We start from the raw sequence: 18,562 nt of genomic DNA, 5'->3' as shown, positions 1-18,562 counted from the left end.
CCCACCACAAAAAGAAACAGCAGGATGAGCCATAGCTGGAATGTAGTATTTTTAAATATTGCAAAAAGACGCGTCACTTCAGTGCACTCCGATTAAGAAGCTGGTGGCCGTTTTATCAGTCATGGAAAAACAGGTACCGGAATGGAATTAACCGGTTTACAGGCAATGAATAATGCAGAGAACTTATTTCGTCGCGGGGCAAACAGTCATAAACCAGGGCAATGCGCTTTCATCAGGAATACACATAACTAGCTGTGGTGATTCACACTGTCCAGCCTGGTCAGCAGCGACAGCTATCGCAAGCCAGGGCGAAGCTTTACCCGTCAGTCCCGCTTTTAAATCGATATCACAAGGCTGCCCAGCGATAGGGAATCGAACACCGGCGCTTGCGAGCAAAGATGATGCTCTATTGCTGACCCCCGAGCCCGTTAACCAGATGTGTTTTATCTCATTGGGAGTAACCTCTCCCCAGAGCAACGCCTGCATAAGCGCACTACTCATATCCTGTGTAGCCTTCATCTGTTCAGGGCGGTGGATCTGAACCACAACGCTTCGGGTGAGTGCTGATATTTCAGGTGAGCTCATTAACAACGCTACCGCCGCCTCCCCGACACCATCCGTTATTTTTTCCGAAAGATTCAGAGCAATGACCAGCAGATTCTGCATCATATCTGGGTTATCAAGCCATGCATCAATAGCCTGCACCCCCTCCCCACTGACAAAAGCAATATTGAAAGGAAAACCAATGCTGTTTTTCACCAATTGCTGCAACGTACCGCGTTCTTCGTGTGAAACAGATATCGCCGGGCTGAACTCAAATAACACAGCAAGATGGGACTTTCGGGGCAGGCGTTGAAATACGCATTGTAGGGAATCCTCCGCCAGCAACGCACGAATCTGTTCCTCTGCTCGCACCAGTACGGGTAATCCAACATCGATGAAACTGGCGTGACGAATGAGCACTTCCCCCGTCTCATCAACCTGTGGAGGTAATGTAACACCTTCGGGTATCTGTAACTGTTGCGAAATGGACTCAGTCGAAATGACATGCGGCAGGTGAACAACGTAACCTGACATGGCAAGACTACGTTGACCATATCGAATATCCTGAGCAAGATCCCACTCCCTGGCCGTGTCCCAGCCATCTGCCAGCCATTCTCCGGCAAGATAAACCAACCAACGAAATGCGAATACAATCCCCCCGAAAACCGAGGGGATTCCAAGAAAACACAACCAGAACGTAGCCGTATGCGTGGGCGTGCTGGTAGGCCAGAAATAGGTTGTGATACCCCCTCCGATCGCGATAAGCACAATCAGAAACATCACCCAGCGCTTAAAGGAAGGTGCGGCCCGTCGTTTTGCACGAGCAGGAATGTTGGAGAGATCAACGGGCATTATTTACTCGTGGTTGCATGACTTAAAGATGCGATCAGCGTGCATCCACAGGTGCATTTATATCCGTGAAACGCAACTGGTACGCCATTATCCTTCATTGTTGGATGCCCTTCAGCGATAAAAGAAGGGCTGTGACCTAATATCGGACAACTGACCGGATCATCTTTTCGCGCCACACCAATACCAGCAAATTTCATTTTTTTTGAGCCATTCAAAACCTGGCCGCCCCCGGTAGTTTTATCACCGATTCGAATGATACCTTTCATCTTTACTTCCTGTTATTCGCTGATGATTTCCTGAAAAGATTCCGCCACGGATGTTTCGGATTACCAGAAGCATCAACCAGATAAGGGTCATCTTTATCTACCCGGCACTGCGACTCTATACTCTCCGGCCAGACTGGCACCCTGCTTGTCACCATTGCCAGATAACGCGGAACGCTGAAAATTAACGCCAGCACAAACAGCACCGGAAACAGAAATAACGGTGCCCCGTTAAAGCCGGATAAAAGATAGAGCAGGCCAAAACGATAGCCTTCGCGTTTTTTAGCGATGGGCAGGCAAAAGTCAACAACCCCGGTGACTGACTCCGGCCCTTCTTCCATATAACGGCGGACAAACTCCCAGTGCCTCTCAAGCTGTTTCCTGTTCGAATTCGTGGCCGGCAGACAGAAGGTGTCAATCACGGTTTTATTGTCTTCAGCCAGTACATGGCCGCTGATGTAGTAGTCTTTGTTCGCGTCTTTTCTGTGGCTCAGTCCTGTGGTGAAAAAAACGCTGTCCCAGGGAACGCTGTAAGTTGAACCATTTAAACGGAAAACATGCACCAGTCTGTTTTTTCTGTCAAAACGCACGGGGTAGTGAGTCCAGGCAAACCATTCTGTTTTTAATAGAATAAACATCCAAATTGCCATTGCACAACTTGGTATAAAGAAAATCAAAAAAAAACCAACGTCATTGAGAGAGATATAATTTGAATCAAAAAAAGAAAAATAAATTAAAAACGTTACAACAAATAACATGCTCGTAAATCCGAAGAAAGCAACAAAACTCCCTAACCCTTTACCAGCATAATATTTATCAACAACTTCTAGATATTGAGAGTTCATTGAAATAACTTTAGCATCCGGCACAACTGGCTGACCATTTAAGTTTATTTTTTGTTTTATATTTAGATTATATTCCCACTCAACTTGATTAAGTGGACGATTAAGCTTGAATTTCGGGAAGAGCCCATAATAATCCATCTTATCCCTCAATACCTAACGCTAGTTTAAGTTCTTTCATTTCCATTTCCATTATTGGCCATTTAGGGAGTTCATTTTCTTCTCGACGTCTATACTTTTCTTGTTCTGCCTTAGTATAAGCTGTATCTACAGGTATTCTTCGCCACAAGCATTTTATCAACCATTTTTGAATATTATCTCGATTTTGAAATGCTAGATAAATAGCAGTACCAATTAAAATTGTAACTGCAATCATAGTACCGATTACCGGGATTGCCCAAATTACTGCGGCTGTAAGCCACAATCCAGCTAATCCTGAAAAGAAATATGCTGCGGCGAGCCCACGATGACCTTTATATATTTCATCCCCAAAATGATAAAAATCATAAGCCGCAGCAATCACTCCTGCCACCACACCGAATGCTTTACCCACGTGGCCAACCCATTTGAGAAAGGTTTCAGAGCTGAAAACCCGGAGCCTTGATGCAGCATTGGTAAATAGCCGAAATTGTTTGATACCGGTTTCAATGATGCCCAGTGTTGTACTTCCAAGCCCCACGACCCCCGCCCAAAATCGCGAGTGCGCTTCTTGTTGATCGGCAGTCAGCGTTTTTTTATTGTGAATATCAGCTGAAACAAAAAGTGCTGCGACCTGAAGTACTCCAGAAAATACGCCTAATGTAAATGGCATCGCCTCTCCCGCCTTTCTGACTCCACGCTGAACAGCTCCTTGCCAACGGCTAAATTGCTGAGCTTCTACATCTGCCGACGTTCGGAGTAATTTACTCACAGCGATAGTGCGCTCTTTAGGTGGCAGCGTTGACATATCGTGTACTTTATCGATATCAACCATAACCAGAAATTTTTTTGTTTCCTCTACTTCCATTGGCAACCCATCTATCCTGAGTCGTCTCAGCTCCCGTCTGACATAATGTCGTAAACTGTCTTTATTCCTTTTGCTATCCAATCCGCTTTCCTTTGCCAGTTGCATGACAACTTCAGAAACAAAGTATTTATATTTCCCTGTTTTTTCTAGCGGAACCAGTGCTTTATTTGTCATTGCACCCATCGCAACCAAACAGCCGTATACTTTGTTTGATTCTAATGCCTGAACGATCTTTCTTGTTAAGATACCCGAGAGCAATCCGATGAATATCCCCGCCACACCGGCTGCATTATCACGCATTTTTTCGATACCATCTTTAAATGCGTCGGCGATCCCACTCCAGGGAATAGCAAACCAGTCCGAAAATCCTTCTGTCGCTTTAGCTAATTTTTCAGCCAAAACATCCTGATTCAATATTAATGCACGAGCCAATATATTTGTTACATCTGTAGGTGTCCCCGATAGCAAATCAGTGAAATGGCGCATAACTCCGACTTTATCCTGCATTCCAACGATGCAGTAATTCAGAGTCTGGACATATTCAATACCGCTTTTCAATTCTTGCGTATCAAAATTATGCTTAAAATAGCCTAACAACACACTACCCTTTATCCACTCAAGATACATTTCTGTACGTGGACTTACAACGCTGTCATTATACTGCTGTAAAATTTTATTAAATTTCGTCTGAAAACCAGTCACCTCTGAAGGTTCATAATATTGTTCATATTCCGCCCATTTTTTGACTGCTTCAGGTTTTATTTTCCGATCACCGATCGAGGTGTACATATTATCCGGAACATCGCTGTTCCCGGCGTAGCCAAAAGGACCATAAAGCGCATTTCGTTCCAGGTTTTCATTCTTCTCAATAGCATCACGTTCAAACTGGCGATTCATCGCTTGTTTTAAACCAGTAATTGCAGAAGCCAGAGCAAGCTCCCGTTTATATTCTTCCTTTTGGTAGACATTTTGCTGCAGTTCATAATCTATAACAGCAGAAAGATCCTGCAACACCGCAGGTGGATCCTGCAGCAGGATGATTGCCCCCTTATTTGGGTACAGTTTTTCTGCTGTGCTTTTGAGCAAAACACCATCTAATACCGTGACAGCTTTCCAGGGCGTGCAGGACCATATCCTGGCTCTGCAGTTTTTGACTAAACTACTGTATTCCGCCACCGTTTCTGTCAGCGCTGATATTGCAATAACCTGGTCAGCATTGCCGCTATTAATCCATGCGTCCATGTCAAAACATTGCATATACTGGGCGCGGTAAGAGGCATCTTCATGCTTAGTACGAACCGCTGGTGTCCATTCCGCTTCAGACCAGCAGAACCAGAATACCCCGTTTTGCACACCTGAAGGTTTTACTGGCAGCGTTATCAGTGATGCACTCGCCAGTTCTTCTGGCCGAGTAATGCAAGGTTTAACCTTACCATTTGCAATATCTGGAGGCGTATCTCCGTTTTCAGGCAACGGGTAATAGTATCCCTCACTCGTTACGAAATAATTTATCCAGCGATTACCAGACTCAGACCAAATGTATAAATAACCTTCACGCAGCAAGCGCCCCGTCCACGCGGTTTCGCCCTTCGCTTCTACCGGCAGGGTGATGCTCTCAGGTAAATGAGGTAATGCATCGTCCTTTGCCACAATCGCCGGACGTACCGGCAAAACGGGTAACCCATAGCGAATACAGAATTTACAGCCTTGTTGTGTACTCATATTAATCGTTCCATCCGGTTTTGTGGGGCTGCGCCCGGGTCATCTCCAGCCAGCGATGTTCATCCCAGCCACTGGTTGCATCACGATAATAGTCAGGAGTCTGCCGGGATTGAGCCAACAATGCCGCCATCTTCGGAGCCGTCCAAAACCCTTCACGCTGCACCAACCCGTGCAGCGCAAATGCAATACGATCTTCCTGGGTTGGCAGACCACATGCCGTCGCCTGTACAAGCAAAGTATCAATCATGCGACTCACCTCCTGGCGCTGCGCTATATCAACGTTACGTGACAGTTTTTCCAGAGCAAGGTTTATTTGCCCGCAGCGCTGTAATTGTTCCAGCGGAATTTCTGTACGCTCTCCAGGCTGGCAAGAAATATGTGTCGGGAATGCCAGCGTGTGCCACTCTCCCTCCAGCCAAAATGTCCAGAATGGTATTTCCTGGGCGGGCAGTTGGTTAAATAACTGCCATGGACTGAGCATCCAGTGCAGATGAAATAGCACTCGTGGATCGTAATAACGCAGGATATGCCATTTTTGAGATGCATCCCTGAAAAATAAGGCATTAACCAGCGCAGCGCGTACAATCTGAATTGGGCGATGGCTGGACAGTAAAAGGGAGCACTTCGGCCTTGACGTTGGGTCAGCACACTGCGACATGTCTGCCATGAATTTACTCCACTCGCTACCTGGAAGCTCATGCAACGGTACTAGCCACGGATACAAATGTGCCTGTGGTGCCAGCATCTGCGAAACCAATTCGATGTGCGGCCAGTTTTCTGGCAACTCAGGCACGCGTATACGGTCAATCACTGCAAACTGATGGTCCGCCAGTTCCAAAGGACGCTCCTGGTAATTAATCATCACTCGTCCTTAGCTCAATGGCATAGTTGCATCACCCTGAATTGATGCCTCAGAGGCTATGGATTCACAGGCGGTAAATTTCGGGTAGGGGACATCAAGTTTTGCTGGCCCTGCATAGTCAAAATCAGCACTTTTCACCTTAAAGTCACCATGAGTGCCGTGTTCTATTTTGGTTGGATCAATCGTCAGATATGAACCTCCACACTGCACGGTGATTTTCTTTTTCGCCGTGATAAGGATTTCGTCTTCTGTGCTGGTTATGGTTAACCCTTTCCTGGCTGTGATATCAACCCCGTCAGTCTGGGCCTGAATTTCGATTTTTCCGGCCGCTGCAACCAGTTTCATCCCCATCTCATGTGCAAACACCACCACAGCTTTTTTCGCAACCATGGCGATACGTTTTAGCGCTGATATTTCTGTATTCCCTCCCGCAGTTAATATCTGATTCTGGTTGGCACTGAACTGAATATGCTGAGGAGTGGAAAGTACAACCCCCGCCGGCGCACCAGCGACAATCACTGGTTGCTGCAGGTTATCCACACTTTGTTGCAAGAAACTTTGCTGAGAACCATTATCCAGTGAATCGATATTTGCCGTTTCCAGAATAGTCGATAGCGATTCAGCCAGAGACAGAGCGTCGGATAGCTGACGCTTAACCGCTATCATATCCAGCACCTGTCCCTGCGCTGATGTCTGCCCGTTAGCGCTGATAAATATCCCTTTTTGTGCACGGATGGCACCCCAGCTGTCGGTTCTGAGCTCAAAGCCCTCACCGCGTTTCTGTTTCTCGCTGTCCACCAGATGGCCGAGATTCAGCTGGCTCTTGCCGCCGTACTCGGTGGAAACCTTGATATGCTCTTTCCCTCGCTCATCATCAAGACGAATTTTGTTGTTCGCCGGGGTACGCAGGACGTTACGTTTGTAGTTGCGAATGGTGACGTGGTCGCCGTGCGCAGAGTCGTGCAGCACGCCGGTGATGTACGGTCGGTCAGGATTGCCGTCCTCGAAGCCAATCGCCACTTCGGTTCCCGCCAGCAGCGGCAAGTGCAGACCGTAAGTGTCCCCTGCATACGGGCGGGACTGGCGCACCCACAGGCTCTCGAATCCGGTCTCCCAGTTGTCGCGGTCAAACAGTATATTGACGCGATAGCGACCGTCTTTATCGATATGCCCGTAGGTGTCATTTTCGGTGGTACTGGTGACGCGGGCCGGTAATGTCCCCGCCATCACCGGGCGCTTGCCGGGCTCCGGGCGGAAGCAAAAATCCGTGCAGTCAGGTATACCGTCAAACCTGACGCCAAAGTCCTCATCCCGCCGCGCATGGCTGTGCATTGACGTGACAACCACGCCATGAGCAAACACCTCCGCCACTTCATAACCGCCGGTGATTTTCAGCAAAATACCCGGAGAGAGCACAGGACAACTGGTGATGGCATGAGTCCGCGTCTGGCCATTCAGGTAGCGCTCATGACGAATGCGGGCGTAAAACGCCCCGGATTCCGGGACAGGATTGCGCTCGTACGGGCTGCCCGGCGTCAGATAGTTGTCGGCGTAGTGATAGGCGTCCCCACAGGTGGTGGCATCCCCCAAGGTCACATCGACCTGCGCATCCATGTCTTCGGTGGCCAGGCGGTAGTTGTAGTCGCGGGTGCTGACCTGCTTCTGTACCACGTTGTGGTGGCACTCCATGCCCCAGACCGAATCCACACCTTCCGAATGCTGGCCGGACGGAGGCACCGATGGCAGTACCAGGCCTTTCTCGTAACCCTGCTGACCATCGTAAAACTCCACCACGTCAATGTTCAGGCGCGTGTCGGTAGTAAAGCGGAACCAGATCCCCACCTCTCCCAGCAGACGGGTGATAAAGTGCAGGTCGTCCTCACCGTACTGCATCACCTGCTCACGGCGCGGGTACTCACGACTTAGCGAGAACAGAAAATCCTGACCGCGCATGGCGTGACGTTCACGCAGGATTTTTTCCACGATTTGCGGAACGGACAGGTCCTGATAAATGGCGTTCTGGTGCGTACGGTCAAGCAGCGCCAGGCGTGGCTGGAGCGTCAGAGCGTAATGGGTTTCATCCTTTGAGGTGTTGAGACGCTCAAAACCGCTCACTACCCCCTGAATGACACGCACTGGCTGCTGCATTTTAATGCCGTAACCCTGGTCAATCGGGGCCTGCAGGGTCAGGGAGCCACTCTTCATCAGCATCATTTCTTTGCTGATGGCGTGGTCCGCGCTGGTGAATTCAATACGGTAGCTGAACGGCGTGCTCAGGGCTTCATCGCCTTCAAATGCCAACACGTCAAGCTCTGACTCACTGCCTTTCACCGCCAGCAGGTGGTGGTTGTGGCTGAATCTTAACAGAGGATTATTACTCATGCGTTCACTCCTTGTGCACGTCAAACTCCAGCCCGATGCCGTCTTCCTCACTCCAGTCAAGCGTCAGGAACTGCGGTTTCTGTTTTGCGGCCATGTGGATCAGCAACTGCTGGCTCAGTATCGGCAGTATTTGCTGATTGAGCAGGCTGTCGACATTACGCGCGCCGGTATCTGGTAACAGGCAGGCGGCGGTCAGGGCATCAAACAGACTCTCATCAATTTGCGTTTTCAGACCATAGTGACGGTGTAAGCGCGTGCTGACCTGCGACAGCTTCATCTCCACAATAGTGCGCATCGCTGTTTGCGCCAGCGGACGGTAAATCACCGTCTGGAAACGGGCCAGCAGTGCCGGCTGGAAGTGGTCACGCAAAATGGGACGCAGCATTTCGTGCAGGTCAGATTCGGTGGCGTCCGGCTGTTCATCGAGCAACTGCATCAGATGATCGCTACCGAGGTTGGAGGTCATCAGGATAACGGTGTTACGGAAGTCGATTTCACGCCCTTCACCGTCACGCATAAAACCACGGTCAAAAACTTGATAGAATAGGTTCATCACATCACGGTGGGCCTTCTCCACCTCATCAAGCAGCACCACGCTGTACGGACGCTTGCGCACCGCTTCGGTCAGGACCCCTCCTTGGCCATAGCCGACGTAGCCCGGCGGTGAGCCTTTCAGCTGGGAAACCGTGTGCGGCTCCTGGTATTCGGAGAGATTGATAGTGATAAGTGATTTTTCACCACCGTACATCACATCGGTCAGCGCCAGCGCAGTTTCGGTTTTACCAACGCCACTCGGACCGACCAACAGGAACACACCCTGTGGACCATTTTCTGACGTCAACCCAGTCTTTGCCGCCCGCAGACGCCTGGCAATGGTCTCAAGCGCCACATCCTGACCAACCACGCGTTTGCCAATTTCATTTTCCAGCGTCAGCAGTTCGGTCTGTTCATCTTTCATCAGTGAAGACAACGGCACGCCAGTCCAGTCGGCAATGACGGTCGCGACGGTACGAACATCCACATCAACTGAAAGCAACGGGTTCCTGTGATGCATACCATTCAATTCCTGCTGCAACCTGTGAGTCTCACCCTGACGAGAAATATCCTGACGGCTGTCCAGCAACTGTTCGATAAGCTTGAGTTCTTGTCCATACTGCGTTTCCAGAGCGTCGAGCTCAGCCGCCGATGCGCGCTCTTCCTGCTCAATCGCCACCAGCCGCTCACCACGAGACGGATTGCCCAACGCGATATCTTCCAGTAGCGCCTGCTTCTCCATTTCAAAGGAAGTAATCTGCGAGCGAATGCGGGTCAGTTGCTCAGGCATGGTGTCGAGTCTCATACGCACGCGGGCACTCGCGGTATCCAGCAAATCCACGGCCTTGTCCGGCAACTGGCGACCTGTCAGATAACGGCGAGAAAGCGTAACGGCAGCGCGAACCGCATCGTCGGTGATGTGCACTTTATGATGTTCGGCGTAGCGGGATTTCAGACCGCGCAGCATCAGACAGGCGGAGTCGTCGTCAGGCTCATCCACTTTCACCAGTTGGAAACGGCGCTCCAGCGCGGCGTCACGCTCAAAGTATTGTTTATATTCAGACCAGGTGGTGGCAGCGATGGTGCGCAGTTCCCCCCGCGCCAGCGCAGGTTTCAGCAGATTGGCTGCATCCGCGCCGCCAGCCTGGTTGCCCGCGCCGATGATGGTGTGTGCTTCATCGATAAACAGCAGAATGGGAACCGGCGAATGCTGGACAGCGTCAATCACATTTTTCAGGCGCTGTTCAAATTCACCCTTCACGCCTGCACCTGCCTGCAGCAGGCCGAGGTCAAGTGTCCGCAGGATAACGGGTTTAAGAGATTCCGGCACATTACCTTCAGCGATTCTGAGCGCCAGGCCTTCGACCAAAGCGGTTTTACCCACGCCCGGCTCCCCCACCAGAATCGGGTTGTTTTTACGACGACGCGAAAGAATATCCACCATCTGGCGAATTTCTGTATCGCGGCCAAACACCGGATCAATTTTACCCTCCATTGCTTTGGCAGTGACGTCGAGGGTGTATTTATCCAGCGCATTCTGCAACACAGGGCTGAGTTCGCCCTCTTTCACTTCAACCTCAACCGAGCGCCCAACAAACTCGACTTCCCCACCATGACGCTGCGCCAGCTCCGCTTCATGCTGTACTTCCGGTCGTTCATCTGACTGTACGTCGAGCAATGGACGCAGACGCTCCAACTGACCCTGACCAAGGGTCAGCAATGGCCACAGGCCGTCGCAGCGCACCAGGTTTTGTTTTGCAACCAGGGCCATCAGCAGGTGATGACTTCGGATCTGTTCATCATCCGCCAGTGAGGCAATCAGCCAGGCTTCCTGCATCAACATCTGAATATTGTCAGAAAGCTGAGGACGTTGGCGAACCGAACGTGGTTGTTTATCTAGCCAGCCCAACAGATCCTGCCACAACGTATCCATATCCCACTCGTAGCGACGCGCCAGCACAGTAAGATCGCCTTCGCCCTGCTCCAGCAGTTTCAACAGCCAGTGCTCCGGCAAAATTTCCGCATAAGCGCGGGTCTGGCAGAGGGAAGCTGCGCCCTCCATGGCTCGGGCACAATAGGGATTAAGACGTCGAAGGAGAATTGCCGGGTTTTCCATGCTGCATTTACTCACTGTTGAGGACCTTTCGGACACGCTACCGCCCCTGGCCGTTACCGAGGCCCATAAGGTCTGTTTCCGGGATGTGATACTGTTTTGCTGAACGCCCGCTAGCTACGGACGCTCAGCAAAACAAAAAAAGCGGACAGAGAAACTCTGCCCGCTTGCGGCTTACGCGGTGGCGCGTTCGTTCCAGGAATCGGAATGAATAATGTTGCCGTCTTTGTAGGTCCAGGTGATTTTTTCGTAACGCAGTTCGATCTGCTCAAGGTGGTTATGTTTCTCGAAAGAAGGATCCTTGATGTCGTGCATCACAGGTGCAACTTTCACCACTTTGACGTTTTCTAATTTGGTATTGAAATACTCAACTTCCTGACCTGCATCGTTGATTTTGTACCACTTGAATTCCGCAGACTTCAGGGTCTGACCGGTGGTCACAGCCTTGTACAGGTATGGACTTGAGGAGTCGATTTCCTTGGTAAATAAGAAAGGGGTATGGATACGCGTGCCGGTCAGCTTGCCGGTGTTATTGTCGGTCGGGATGTACAGGTTATGTTCCTGAGCGACCACCTCGATGCTGCCTTCACGATCCTGAACGTCCACAGAGCCTTTAATGTCCGCGCCGCCATCGTCCTTCAGCCAAAGATAAACAGGAATTGCCATGGAATTACTCTCCATTATGTTGTGATGCGCCATCATCCTGCGACGACGCTGAGGGTTTGCCCGGTATCAGGCAGGCATTGGCCTGTGGTACCAGACTGATTTCAACACGACGGTTGAGCGCGCGGCCCTCCGTGGTGTCATTGGTTGCGATCGGACGTCCTGCGCCATACCCCTGCACCGCAAAACAGCTTTCCGGGACATCGCCAGTGTCCCGCATCCAGTTCCGTACCGACTCGGCACGCTTAAGGGATAACGTCTGATTCAGTTGCGGATTACCGGTATTGTCAGTATGCCCAGCCACGACAATTAGCCAGCCCGGCTTAGCCTTAATTCCGACCAGCGAATTGACCAGCATTTTGGTAGAACCGGTTTTCAGCACAGATTTGCCAGAATCAAACAGCGACATGCTGTCGAGGCGGACAATTTTCGGTACCGGTTTGGGTTTCGGCTGCGATTTGGGCGGCGGTGACGGTGGAACATACGAACGAATGGCATCCAGCACCGGTATCCGCAGGCGCTCCCCCTGATACAAACCGAGGCCCATTCTGGTCGGTACGCCATTACGCGCCCAGTCATCCAACTGCGCGGCATCGCCACGCAAAACGGCAAACGCATCGGCTTTCGGACCATAGTCGTCCATAGAAATACGGTCGTAACGGGTAATATCGAAGCTCACCCGATACAGGAGTTGGCGGTTATTCCAGCCACTGCTCAGTAAGGCAACCGCAGCGGCAAAAGTGAAAATACCGAGTGCACAGCGCCAGGTACGACCACGAGGCGTAAGACCTTCCGCTTCCGGCAGCAACGGCAGGACAAAATCAGGGAACAGCGAAATCACGGTACTGTCCGTCTCATGCGGTTGCCAGCCCGCCACCTGCTGCAGGGATGTGCAACGGGACAGCCAGACTGTCCAGACTGATGAAGGCAGACTCCCGGCCTGGACTGGCCCCATTCCCCACAGCACCGCGGCAGGTGCAATAACCGGAACATCGGGATTTTCATCCATAAACACGGCGTTGACATGCATATGAAACCAGGTCATCAGGCTGTTCATCAGCACCTGCTGGTGCATGGCCATTGCCCCACCCGTAGTGATCCACGCCGTAATAGAACTCGGTGCAGAAGATTCGCGCCACACGCTGATACCATCACCCGGGAAGGCGGTCTGCCAGAGCATGTCGTTCATCATCATGCTGCCAGTCTGGCCGTTAAGCACTAGTGGAACGCTATGCCCTGTTTTCTTACGCAACTGGCTTATCTGCCAGCGCAGCGACAGCAGATGGCTGGTCAACGCCTCTGCATCAGCATGCTTTTGTGGGCAGACAGTAACCATCACGGACAATTGGCGTCCCCAGTTCGGACGCAACCACAAAACCTGACGGGCAACCTGCCCCAGATCCTGATGATCCTCCACACGGATCCAGCAGCCCTGAGTTACCGTGAGTACCAGTGATGTCTGCGGCCAAGGCTGGGGCAAATCCCCACAGACCAGTACCACCGGCTGGCGATAAGTTGATTCAGGCAAATTGTCCAATTGCAGCGTCTTTTTCGGCTCAACGCTACGGCTGGACGCAATCCACACCGCCGCAATCAGTCCCAGAGTGGCAAGCCAGAAGACGACCGCAGCCAGCCTCGCTACCGGCAGGAAGCCAAGGCAAACCACACCGCTTAGTAACGCTGCCCCCAACGCCAACCCACGCAGTTGCGCTGGGCTCATTTCACCACTCCAGGCAGTAGGGTAAGCAGCGTCTGATCAAGCCAGTGATTCAATCCCCACCAGAGCGCGGCGAGAATCATTGCGCTCAGACAGATCCGCACAGGCCAGGAAGCCAGCCAGACATCTATGCCTCGCCCGGCATGACTTTCCACCAAAACAGGATGCGTCTGTGGATAGCTGAATGGGGTAACTTGCCCACTCAGAGCGTCGACAAGCTGCTGGCGTTGCGGATCATTCAAGGAGTAGAAGCTTCCCCGAAAACCGAGCATCATCACCCGCTGGAAACAGGTCAGCACGGCGTTCTCCGGCGTCGGTTCACGCAGCACATCGCGCATCCGATCGCACAGGGTGTCACCGGCATCCATAGTGCCGAGAAAGTGCCCCTGTAGCGGAATGTCATACCACTGCACACAGGCATCATCGTCCACACCCCGGCCTTTGACCGCTTCATCAAGCAGGGCACATTGCGCAGTCATGATGTGGCGGCAACTGGCCTCATCCAATTCACACGCCTTCAGCTCACGCTGTACGCGCTCCACATCAGCGACGCAACGCTCCCACAACACACGTCCTTCCCCATCCTGAAACTGTGGACCGTAACGCAGGCTGATGACTTGCAGCCAGGTATCCTGTAATAGCGCATCAATATCAATGGACGCGGCGATACCGCGTTTAAATTCACTCATGTTCTCAGTACCGCAAAGAGTTCAAGTTCAGGCTCGCCGAGCATGCCGGGAACGTAAAACATGCAGCTCCCGCTCTGGAGCATTTCAGTTGCCAGCGGATGGGAAACATCGAGACTGAAATATTGGTTTTCCAGGCGAAGCGGAATAGCGGCCGGCACATGGCGCAGAGGCATCAGCGGTACGCCCACTCGGGAGGAATTGACGATCCCACGCACATGATCCGGGCTGCCAACCTTACACTGGCGCGGAAACTGTTCCTGTAGCTGTGCCACTGACATCGGTGAACGCACGGAGAGGTAGTAGTCAGCCCCTTCACGCAGTCTAGGGTCGTGCAGGCGAGCCTGCCAGAAGTGCAGCCGGACATCACGCTCAAGCTCAATGGCCACCACCCGAGAAGGCAGACTGGCTTCCAGCAGGTCAGACAGTAAATCGAACAGCGGCGGGAACACCGTATTCAATTGCTCATGCTGCCAGACCGGAATGGCGCTCACCTGGTGTTCCAGTGAGAACGTCAGTAAGCTCCCGGCCAGGCGTGAAAGTTCCGGGTACAGACGCTCAGGTGGGCTTTGCGGATTACGCTGAAACTGACCAAGAACGGGTTCTGCACTGTTCAGAGCGTTCAGTAACCAGAACAGGGAAACGTCAGCTACGGCAAAATCAGCCATGCGTTCATTACTTTCACGGCGCATCGCCATCAGGCGGCTCAAACGCGCACGTAGTTGGGTCATCAGTTGCTCAAGCTGCGTAGTCAGCCAACGGCTCCCCTGGACGGTCAGGAGTGGCGGCAGGAATGTCTCGTCAATCAACCAGACTCCCTGAGAATCCTGCTGCAAACGGGCGACAGGACAGGTCAGGTAATCGCTATTATTCTGATGGGCAAAGCGCAGGGTCAGTTCCGGCTGTATCACCGCAATCTGGCGGGTGTCTTCCCCAAAGGTGTTGCGAACATCCCGCCAGCGCTGGCGAAAGCGTACCGGACGTTCAGCCACTTCATCGGGTTTAAGGCAGTTACCGCCGTTTGCACGCATCAGCGGAAGGGCCAGCAGCACCACATCACTCGATTCGCCGTCCAGCGACAGGACAGGTGGTAAGGCATCAGCATTGTTGGTGTCAATCAACGTGCCGTCCGGGAAGCGAACGTGCAGATGACGGGCCTGCAGGCGCCCCAATTTCAGTACATCCGTCTCGAAGGTAGCGTCAATCATACCCCAGGGCTGGGAGAGACCCAGTCGGGCAATGCATTCCGCAGACCATGCCGCATATGCGGCCTGTTGCTGGAAGTGCTGAGGAGAGACCATCTGGCCCCTGCCCCATAACGGTTGTTCCGTCTTCATTGGCGTCCTGCCTTAGCTTATGATTTCGCCTTCGGCATCTGGGATACCAGTGACAGATTGACGTCCATCCCTTCTACCTGGAAATGCGGGATAGCGTACAGCTTCACGCGGAAGAAGCCTGGGTTGTCCTCGATATCTTCCACCACCACTTTCGCATCGCGCAACGGGTAGGACGCCTGCAGCTCGTCGCCCGGATCGGTCATTTCAGTCACCAGACTACGAACCCAAGTGTTCAGCTCCAGCTCCAGAAGTCGGCGATCCTTGGTGGTACCGATGTTTTCGCGCTGAATCAGCTTCAGGTAGTGCGCGATACGCGACAGCAGGAAGATGTACGGCAAACGCGCATTGATGCGACTGTTGGCAGTAGCATCAGCGGTGTCATACGTGGCCGGCTTTTGTGTGGAGTTCGCAGAGAAGAAACAGCTGTAATCGCGGTTCTTGTAGTAAGACAAAGGAATGAAGCCCAGATTGGCAAATTCAAATTCGCGGGTTTCAGGGATCATCACTTCTGACGGGATCTTGACCTGATTGCCGGTGCCCAGGTCATACAGATGAATAGGCAGGTCCTGAACAGCGCCACCAGCCTGCGGGCCACGGATTTGCACGCACCAGCCGTTGTTGATAAAGCTGCGTACCATGTTGGCTGCAAATGCAAACGAGGCGTTAGTCCATAGGTATTTATCGTGATCCGGGCCTTTCACTTCTTCGACATAGTTGAAGCTGCGCACCGGCACCGTGTCCGGACCATACGGTAGACGACCCAGTACGCGCGGCATCACCAGACCGATATAACGAGAATCATCTGTCTCGCGGAAAGATTTCCACTTAATGTACTCAGCGCGGTCAAAGTAGTTACCAATGTCCTTGATGGCCGCCACTTCCTCCATCGAATCCTTCAGGAAGAATTTCGGCCCAGCAGAGCCGATAAACGGCATATGTGCGGCGGCAGACACTTTAGAGATGTTGCGCAACAGAGCGACATCCTGCGCAGACGCATCAAATTCGTAGGCGGAAATCAGCGCAGCAACAGGCTCGCCGCCCGGTGTGTCATATTCATCAATATAGGTGTGTTTGTATAATCCGCTCTGGATAATTTCTGGACTGTCTTCAAAGTCCTGACGCAGGTCTTCTTTCGACATATCCAGCAATTCAACTTTCACGTTCTGGCGAAAATCCGTTTTGTCGACCAGGGACTTAACACCACGCCACAGACTTTCTACCGCCTGAAAGTCCTCATGGTGCATGACAGCATCAAGCTGGCGGCTAATCTGGTAGTCCAGCTCAGCGATATGATAGTCAATCAGGTTTTTGTCGAGTTTTTCAACTTTTGAGCCCGATTTTGTCAGACACTCGAGAAATACCTGCATTCCGGCCGTTAATCGTTCATCCGCAGTGGCGTCAGACATCGCCTGCGCGTCCTGCCAGATGTCCAGCGCACTCAGCTCAGAGACCGGGTTCAGGTTGATTTTCTCAAACAGGGACGCATAAACCCCGCCCGCGACAGGACGTTCCAGCGCAATGCTTTCACCACCCGCAGTAGTTTCATTTTGTACAGACATGAGCATTCCTTGATTAATCCGTTGTGACATCGTGAGGGTTAGGGCTGTTTAGGTGCCAGGGCCGAAAGTTCGGATCTGAGTTCTGCGCTTAGGGCAGGATCCAGCAGAATTTTTTCCAGCTCCTTTCTGAAAGCCTGATTGTCCAGCAGGTTCGCTTTTAAATCGCGAAGTAGATTACGCATGGAAAGCATGGCTTTCAGTTGGGGTATTTGGCGAGAAATCTGTTCCGGAGAAAAATCTTTCATGCTCTGGAAAGTCAGGTTGATGTTGTCTTCGCTACCGTCGCCAGCAAGCGTATTTTTAACGGTAAGGTTTATTTTTGGAGAGTATTCGCTAAGTACTGAGTCAAAATTATTTTTGTTCAGATTAACTTTTTTACGATCTGACAATGGCGCAGATTCCTGACCATTACTGAAATCGCCCGCAATAAGTAATTTCAGAGGGAGTTCAGTTTTCTTGCTAACGCCTCCCGTATGCAGATCGAGCTTGAGATTAATACGTGCCTTTGGCACTTCATTCTGGAAACTGTCAGCCATTTCATCATCCCTCGGTTATCGCTGTGCGCACTTTTCACACTACAGTTGTTTACCAGCGATAATAGAATAATGATCGACACAAGATCAAATTTACCGATCTTTAAACTACTATAAGAAATAACTTAAGAATTTTCCTCTAAATCTTGGTGGTGAATAGTGCTGATATACCAGCAAAATGAACTGCCAGTGACACAAATAACAAACACTTATGTTGCGATAGTTGAAATAGACAAAAATTTGTTAACAAAATGATCTTAAATTGATTTAAATCAATATAGAAATATCAGGCGCACCCATCCTTTTCATAAACAGGGTTTCAGATCAGAAAAGATAAATGGAATGTATATTTCTCATATCACTTATTTCATTGCTGCTAGTGAATATGTGCAAAGTGGGCAAAGATGTTCTCGCCAGAATGACGGGAAAATGATGAAGCACACAAAAAGGTTATACCTGTAATTCCTCCTGCCTGTAGGCACAAAATAATAGGTGAGATTTCCGGCATTTGTGGCATCGGTAAAACGCACGATAAGAATATTCCTAATAACAACCGGCAGCATATTGCGTTCAAGCAATTGAAGCTGACCAGTAAGTTCGATGTCATTATTGCCATGTGAAACAGGGGTATAGGATGTGAACTGAAATAGGACGCGCTAACCAGTTCGATGATTTCTCTGGACGACCAACACAAGAGTATCAGCGATGGCATACTGGATGGCGTTAAAACGAAAAACCCCAAGCTATTTAATAGCTTGGGGTTTAGATTTGGCGGAAGCGTAGAGATTCGAACTCTAGAACCCTTTCGGGTCGCCGGTTTTCAAGACCGGTGCCTTCAACCGCTCGGCCACGCTTCCAATGAGGCGCACTATAAACATCCCGAACGGACCTGTAAAGCACCAATGTGTTCGTTTGCCTGAAAAACAGCCAAAATGTTGTTAATCGACT

The 18,562-nt window shown here is 51.1% G+C and carries 13 protein-coding genes, 1 tRNA gene and 1 pseudogene; all 15 read right to left on the bottom strand.

Annotated elements, in window-relative coordinates; genetic code table 11:
* Positions 1-183: 183 nt before the first annotated feature.
* The 15 genes and pseudogenes from E1B03_RS10070 to E1B03_RS10005 all read right to left on the bottom strand — a co-directional run bounded on the left by E1B03_RS10070 (position 184) and on the right by E1B03_RS10005 (position 18,471).
* Positions 184-1,395 (bottom strand): hypothetical protein, encoded by a 1,212-nt coding sequence (locus E1B03_RS10070; RefSeq protein ID WP_133086136.1) that lies wholly within the window; start codon positions 1,393-1,395, stop codon positions 184-186.
* The gene (locus E1B03_RS10065; protein WP_133086135.1) at positions 1,395-1,661 is read right to left on the bottom strand and encodes a PAAR domain-containing protein; all 267 of its coding nucleotides are present in this window, start codon (positions 1,659-1,661) and stop codon (positions 1,395-1,397) included. The genes E1B03_RS10070 and E1B03_RS10065 overlap by 1 nt, the downstream gene beginning before the upstream one ends.
* 2 nt (positions 1,662-1,663) lie before the next feature.
* Positions 1,664-2,641, bottom strand: a complete 978-nt coding sequence (locus tag E1B03_RS10060; RefSeq protein ID WP_133086134.1) for a DUF6708 domain-containing protein — start codon at positions 2,639-2,641, stop codon at positions 1,664-1,666.
* A 1-nt stretch (position 2,642) separates the two neighbouring features.
* Complete coding sequence (locus tag E1B03_RS10055; protein WP_133086133.1) at positions 2,643-5,228, bottom strand: T6SS effector BTH_I2691 family protein; 2,586 nt, start codon at positions 5,226-5,228, stop codon at positions 2,643-2,645.
* Between the two features lies 1 nt (position 5,229).
* A complete protein-coding gene (locus E1B03_RS10050; protein ID WP_133086132.1) occupies positions 5,230-6,090 on the bottom strand; it encodes a DUF4123 domain-containing protein in 861 nt (286 codons plus the stop codon).
* 9 nt (positions 6,091-6,099) lie between these two features.
* Positions 6,100-6,756: a DUF2345 domain-containing protein gene (locus E1B03_RS26710; RefSeq protein ID WP_425456657.1), complete on the bottom strand. Its 657-nt coding sequence runs from the start codon at positions 6,754-6,756 to the stop codon at positions 6,100-6,102.
* Positions 6,753-8,472: pseudogene (locus tag E1B03_RS10045) on the bottom strand (type VI secretion system Vgr family protein); the annotation flags it as partial. The pseudogene E1B03_RS10045 and the gene E1B03_RS26710, both read right to left, overlap by 4 nt.
* 4 nt (positions 8,473-8,476) lie before the next feature.
* Positions 8,477-11,122: a type VI secretion system ATPase TssH gene (gene tssH / locus E1B03_RS10040; protein ID WP_133087207.1), complete on the bottom strand. Its 2,646-nt coding sequence runs from the start codon at positions 11,120-11,122 to the stop codon at positions 8,477-8,479.
* Positions 11,123-11,293: 171 nt separating this feature from the next.
* Positions 11,294-11,785: a type VI secretion system effector Hcp gene (gene hcp / locus E1B03_RS10035; protein WP_133086130.1), complete on the bottom strand. Its 492-nt coding sequence runs from the start codon at positions 11,783-11,785 to the stop codon at positions 11,294-11,296.
* Positions 11,786-11,789: 4 nt separating this feature from the next.
* A complete protein-coding gene (locus tag E1B03_RS10030) occupies positions 11,790-13,502 on the bottom strand; it encodes an OmpA family protein (protein WP_133086129.1) in 1,713 nt (570 codons plus the stop codon).
* Entirely contained in the window at positions 13,499-14,188 is a 690-nt protein-coding gene (tssL, locus tag E1B03_RS10025; RefSeq protein ID WP_133086128.1) for a type VI secretion system protein TssL, short form, read from the bottom strand. Before tssL ends, E1B03_RS10030 begins: the two co-directional genes overlap by 4 nt.
* Entirely contained in the window at positions 14,185-15,522 is a 1,338-nt protein-coding gene (gene tssK / locus E1B03_RS10020) for a type VI secretion system baseplate subunit TssK (protein WP_133086127.1), read from the bottom strand. Before tssK ends, tssL begins: the two co-directional genes overlap by 4 nt.
* Positions 15,523-15,539: 17 nt before the next feature.
* Positions 15,540-17,087: a type VI secretion system contractile sheath large subunit gene (gene tssC / locus E1B03_RS10015; RefSeq protein ID WP_133086126.1), complete on the bottom strand. Its 1,548-nt coding sequence runs from the start codon at positions 17,085-17,087 to the stop codon at positions 15,540-15,542.
* A gap of 32 nt (positions 17,088-17,119) precedes the next feature.
* Positions 17,120-17,617, bottom strand: a complete 498-nt coding sequence (gene tssB, locus E1B03_RS10010) for a type VI secretion system contractile sheath small subunit (RefSeq protein WP_103768989.1) — start codon at positions 17,615-17,617, stop codon at positions 17,120-17,122.
* 766 nt (positions 17,618-18,383) lie between these two features.
* Positions 18,384-18,471 (bottom strand) — tRNA-Ser (locus tag E1B03_RS10005).
* Between the last annotated feature and the right edge of the window lie 91 nt (positions 18,472-18,562).

Origin of the sequence: Citrobacter arsenatis, from assembly GCF_004353845.1 — a bacterium.
GTDB lineage: Bacteria > Pseudomonadota > Gammaproteobacteria > Enterobacterales > Enterobacteriaceae > Citrobacter > Citrobacter arsenatis.
Note: the sequence above shows the minus strand (reverse complement) of the source record. Positions and strands in the feature narration are given on the sequence as shown.

Bases quoted from the DNA above. Each gene is read 5' to 3' on its own strand.
- E1B03_RS10070 (WP_133086136.1), bottom strand. From the start codon at position 1,395: ATGCCCGTTGATCTCTCCAACATTCCTGCTCGTGCAAAACGACGGGCC.
- E1B03_RS10065 (WP_133086135.1), bottom strand. From the start codon at position 1,661: ATGAAAGGTATCATTCGAATCGGTGATAAAACTACCGGGGGCGGCCAG.
- E1B03_RS10060 (WP_133086134.1), bottom strand. From the start codon at position 2,641: ATGGATTATTATGGGCTCTTCCCGAAATTCAAGCTTAATCGTCCACTT.
- E1B03_RS10055 (WP_133086133.1), bottom strand. From the start codon at position 5,228: ATGAGTACACAACAAGGCTGTAAATTCTGTATTCGCTATGGGTTACCC.
- E1B03_RS10050 (WP_133086132.1), bottom strand. From the start codon at position 6,090: ATGATTAATTACCAGGAGCGTCCTTTGGAACTGGCGGACCATCAGTTT.
- E1B03_RS26710 (WP_425456657.1), bottom strand. From the start codon at position 6,756: ATGATAGCGGTTAAGCGTCAGCTATCCGACGCTCTGTCTCTGGCTGAA.
- tssH (WP_133087207.1), bottom strand. From the start codon at position 11,122: ATGGAAAACCCGGCAATTCTCCTTCGACGTCTTAATCCCTATTGTGCC.
- hcp (WP_133086130.1), bottom strand. From the start codon at position 11,785: ATGGCAATTCCTGTTTATCTTTGGCTGAAGGACGATGGCGGCGCGGAC.
- E1B03_RS10030 (WP_133086129.1), bottom strand. From the start codon at position 13,502: ATGAGCCCAGCGCAACTGCGTGGGTTGGCGTTGGGGGCAGCGTTACTA.
- tssL (WP_133086128.1), bottom strand. From the start codon at position 14,188: ATGAGTGAATTTAAACGCGGTATCGCCGCGTCCATTGATATTGATGCG.
- tssK (WP_133086127.1), bottom strand. From the start codon at position 15,522: ATGAAGACGGAACAACCGTTATGGGGCAGGGGCCAGATGGTCTCTCCT.
- tssC (WP_133086126.1), bottom strand. From the start codon at position 17,087: ATGCTCATGTCTGTACAAAATGAAACTACTGCGGGTGGTGAAAGCATT.
- tssB (WP_103768989.1), bottom strand. From the start codon at position 17,617: ATGGCTGACAGTTTCCAGAATGAAGTGCCAAAGGCACGTATTAATCTC.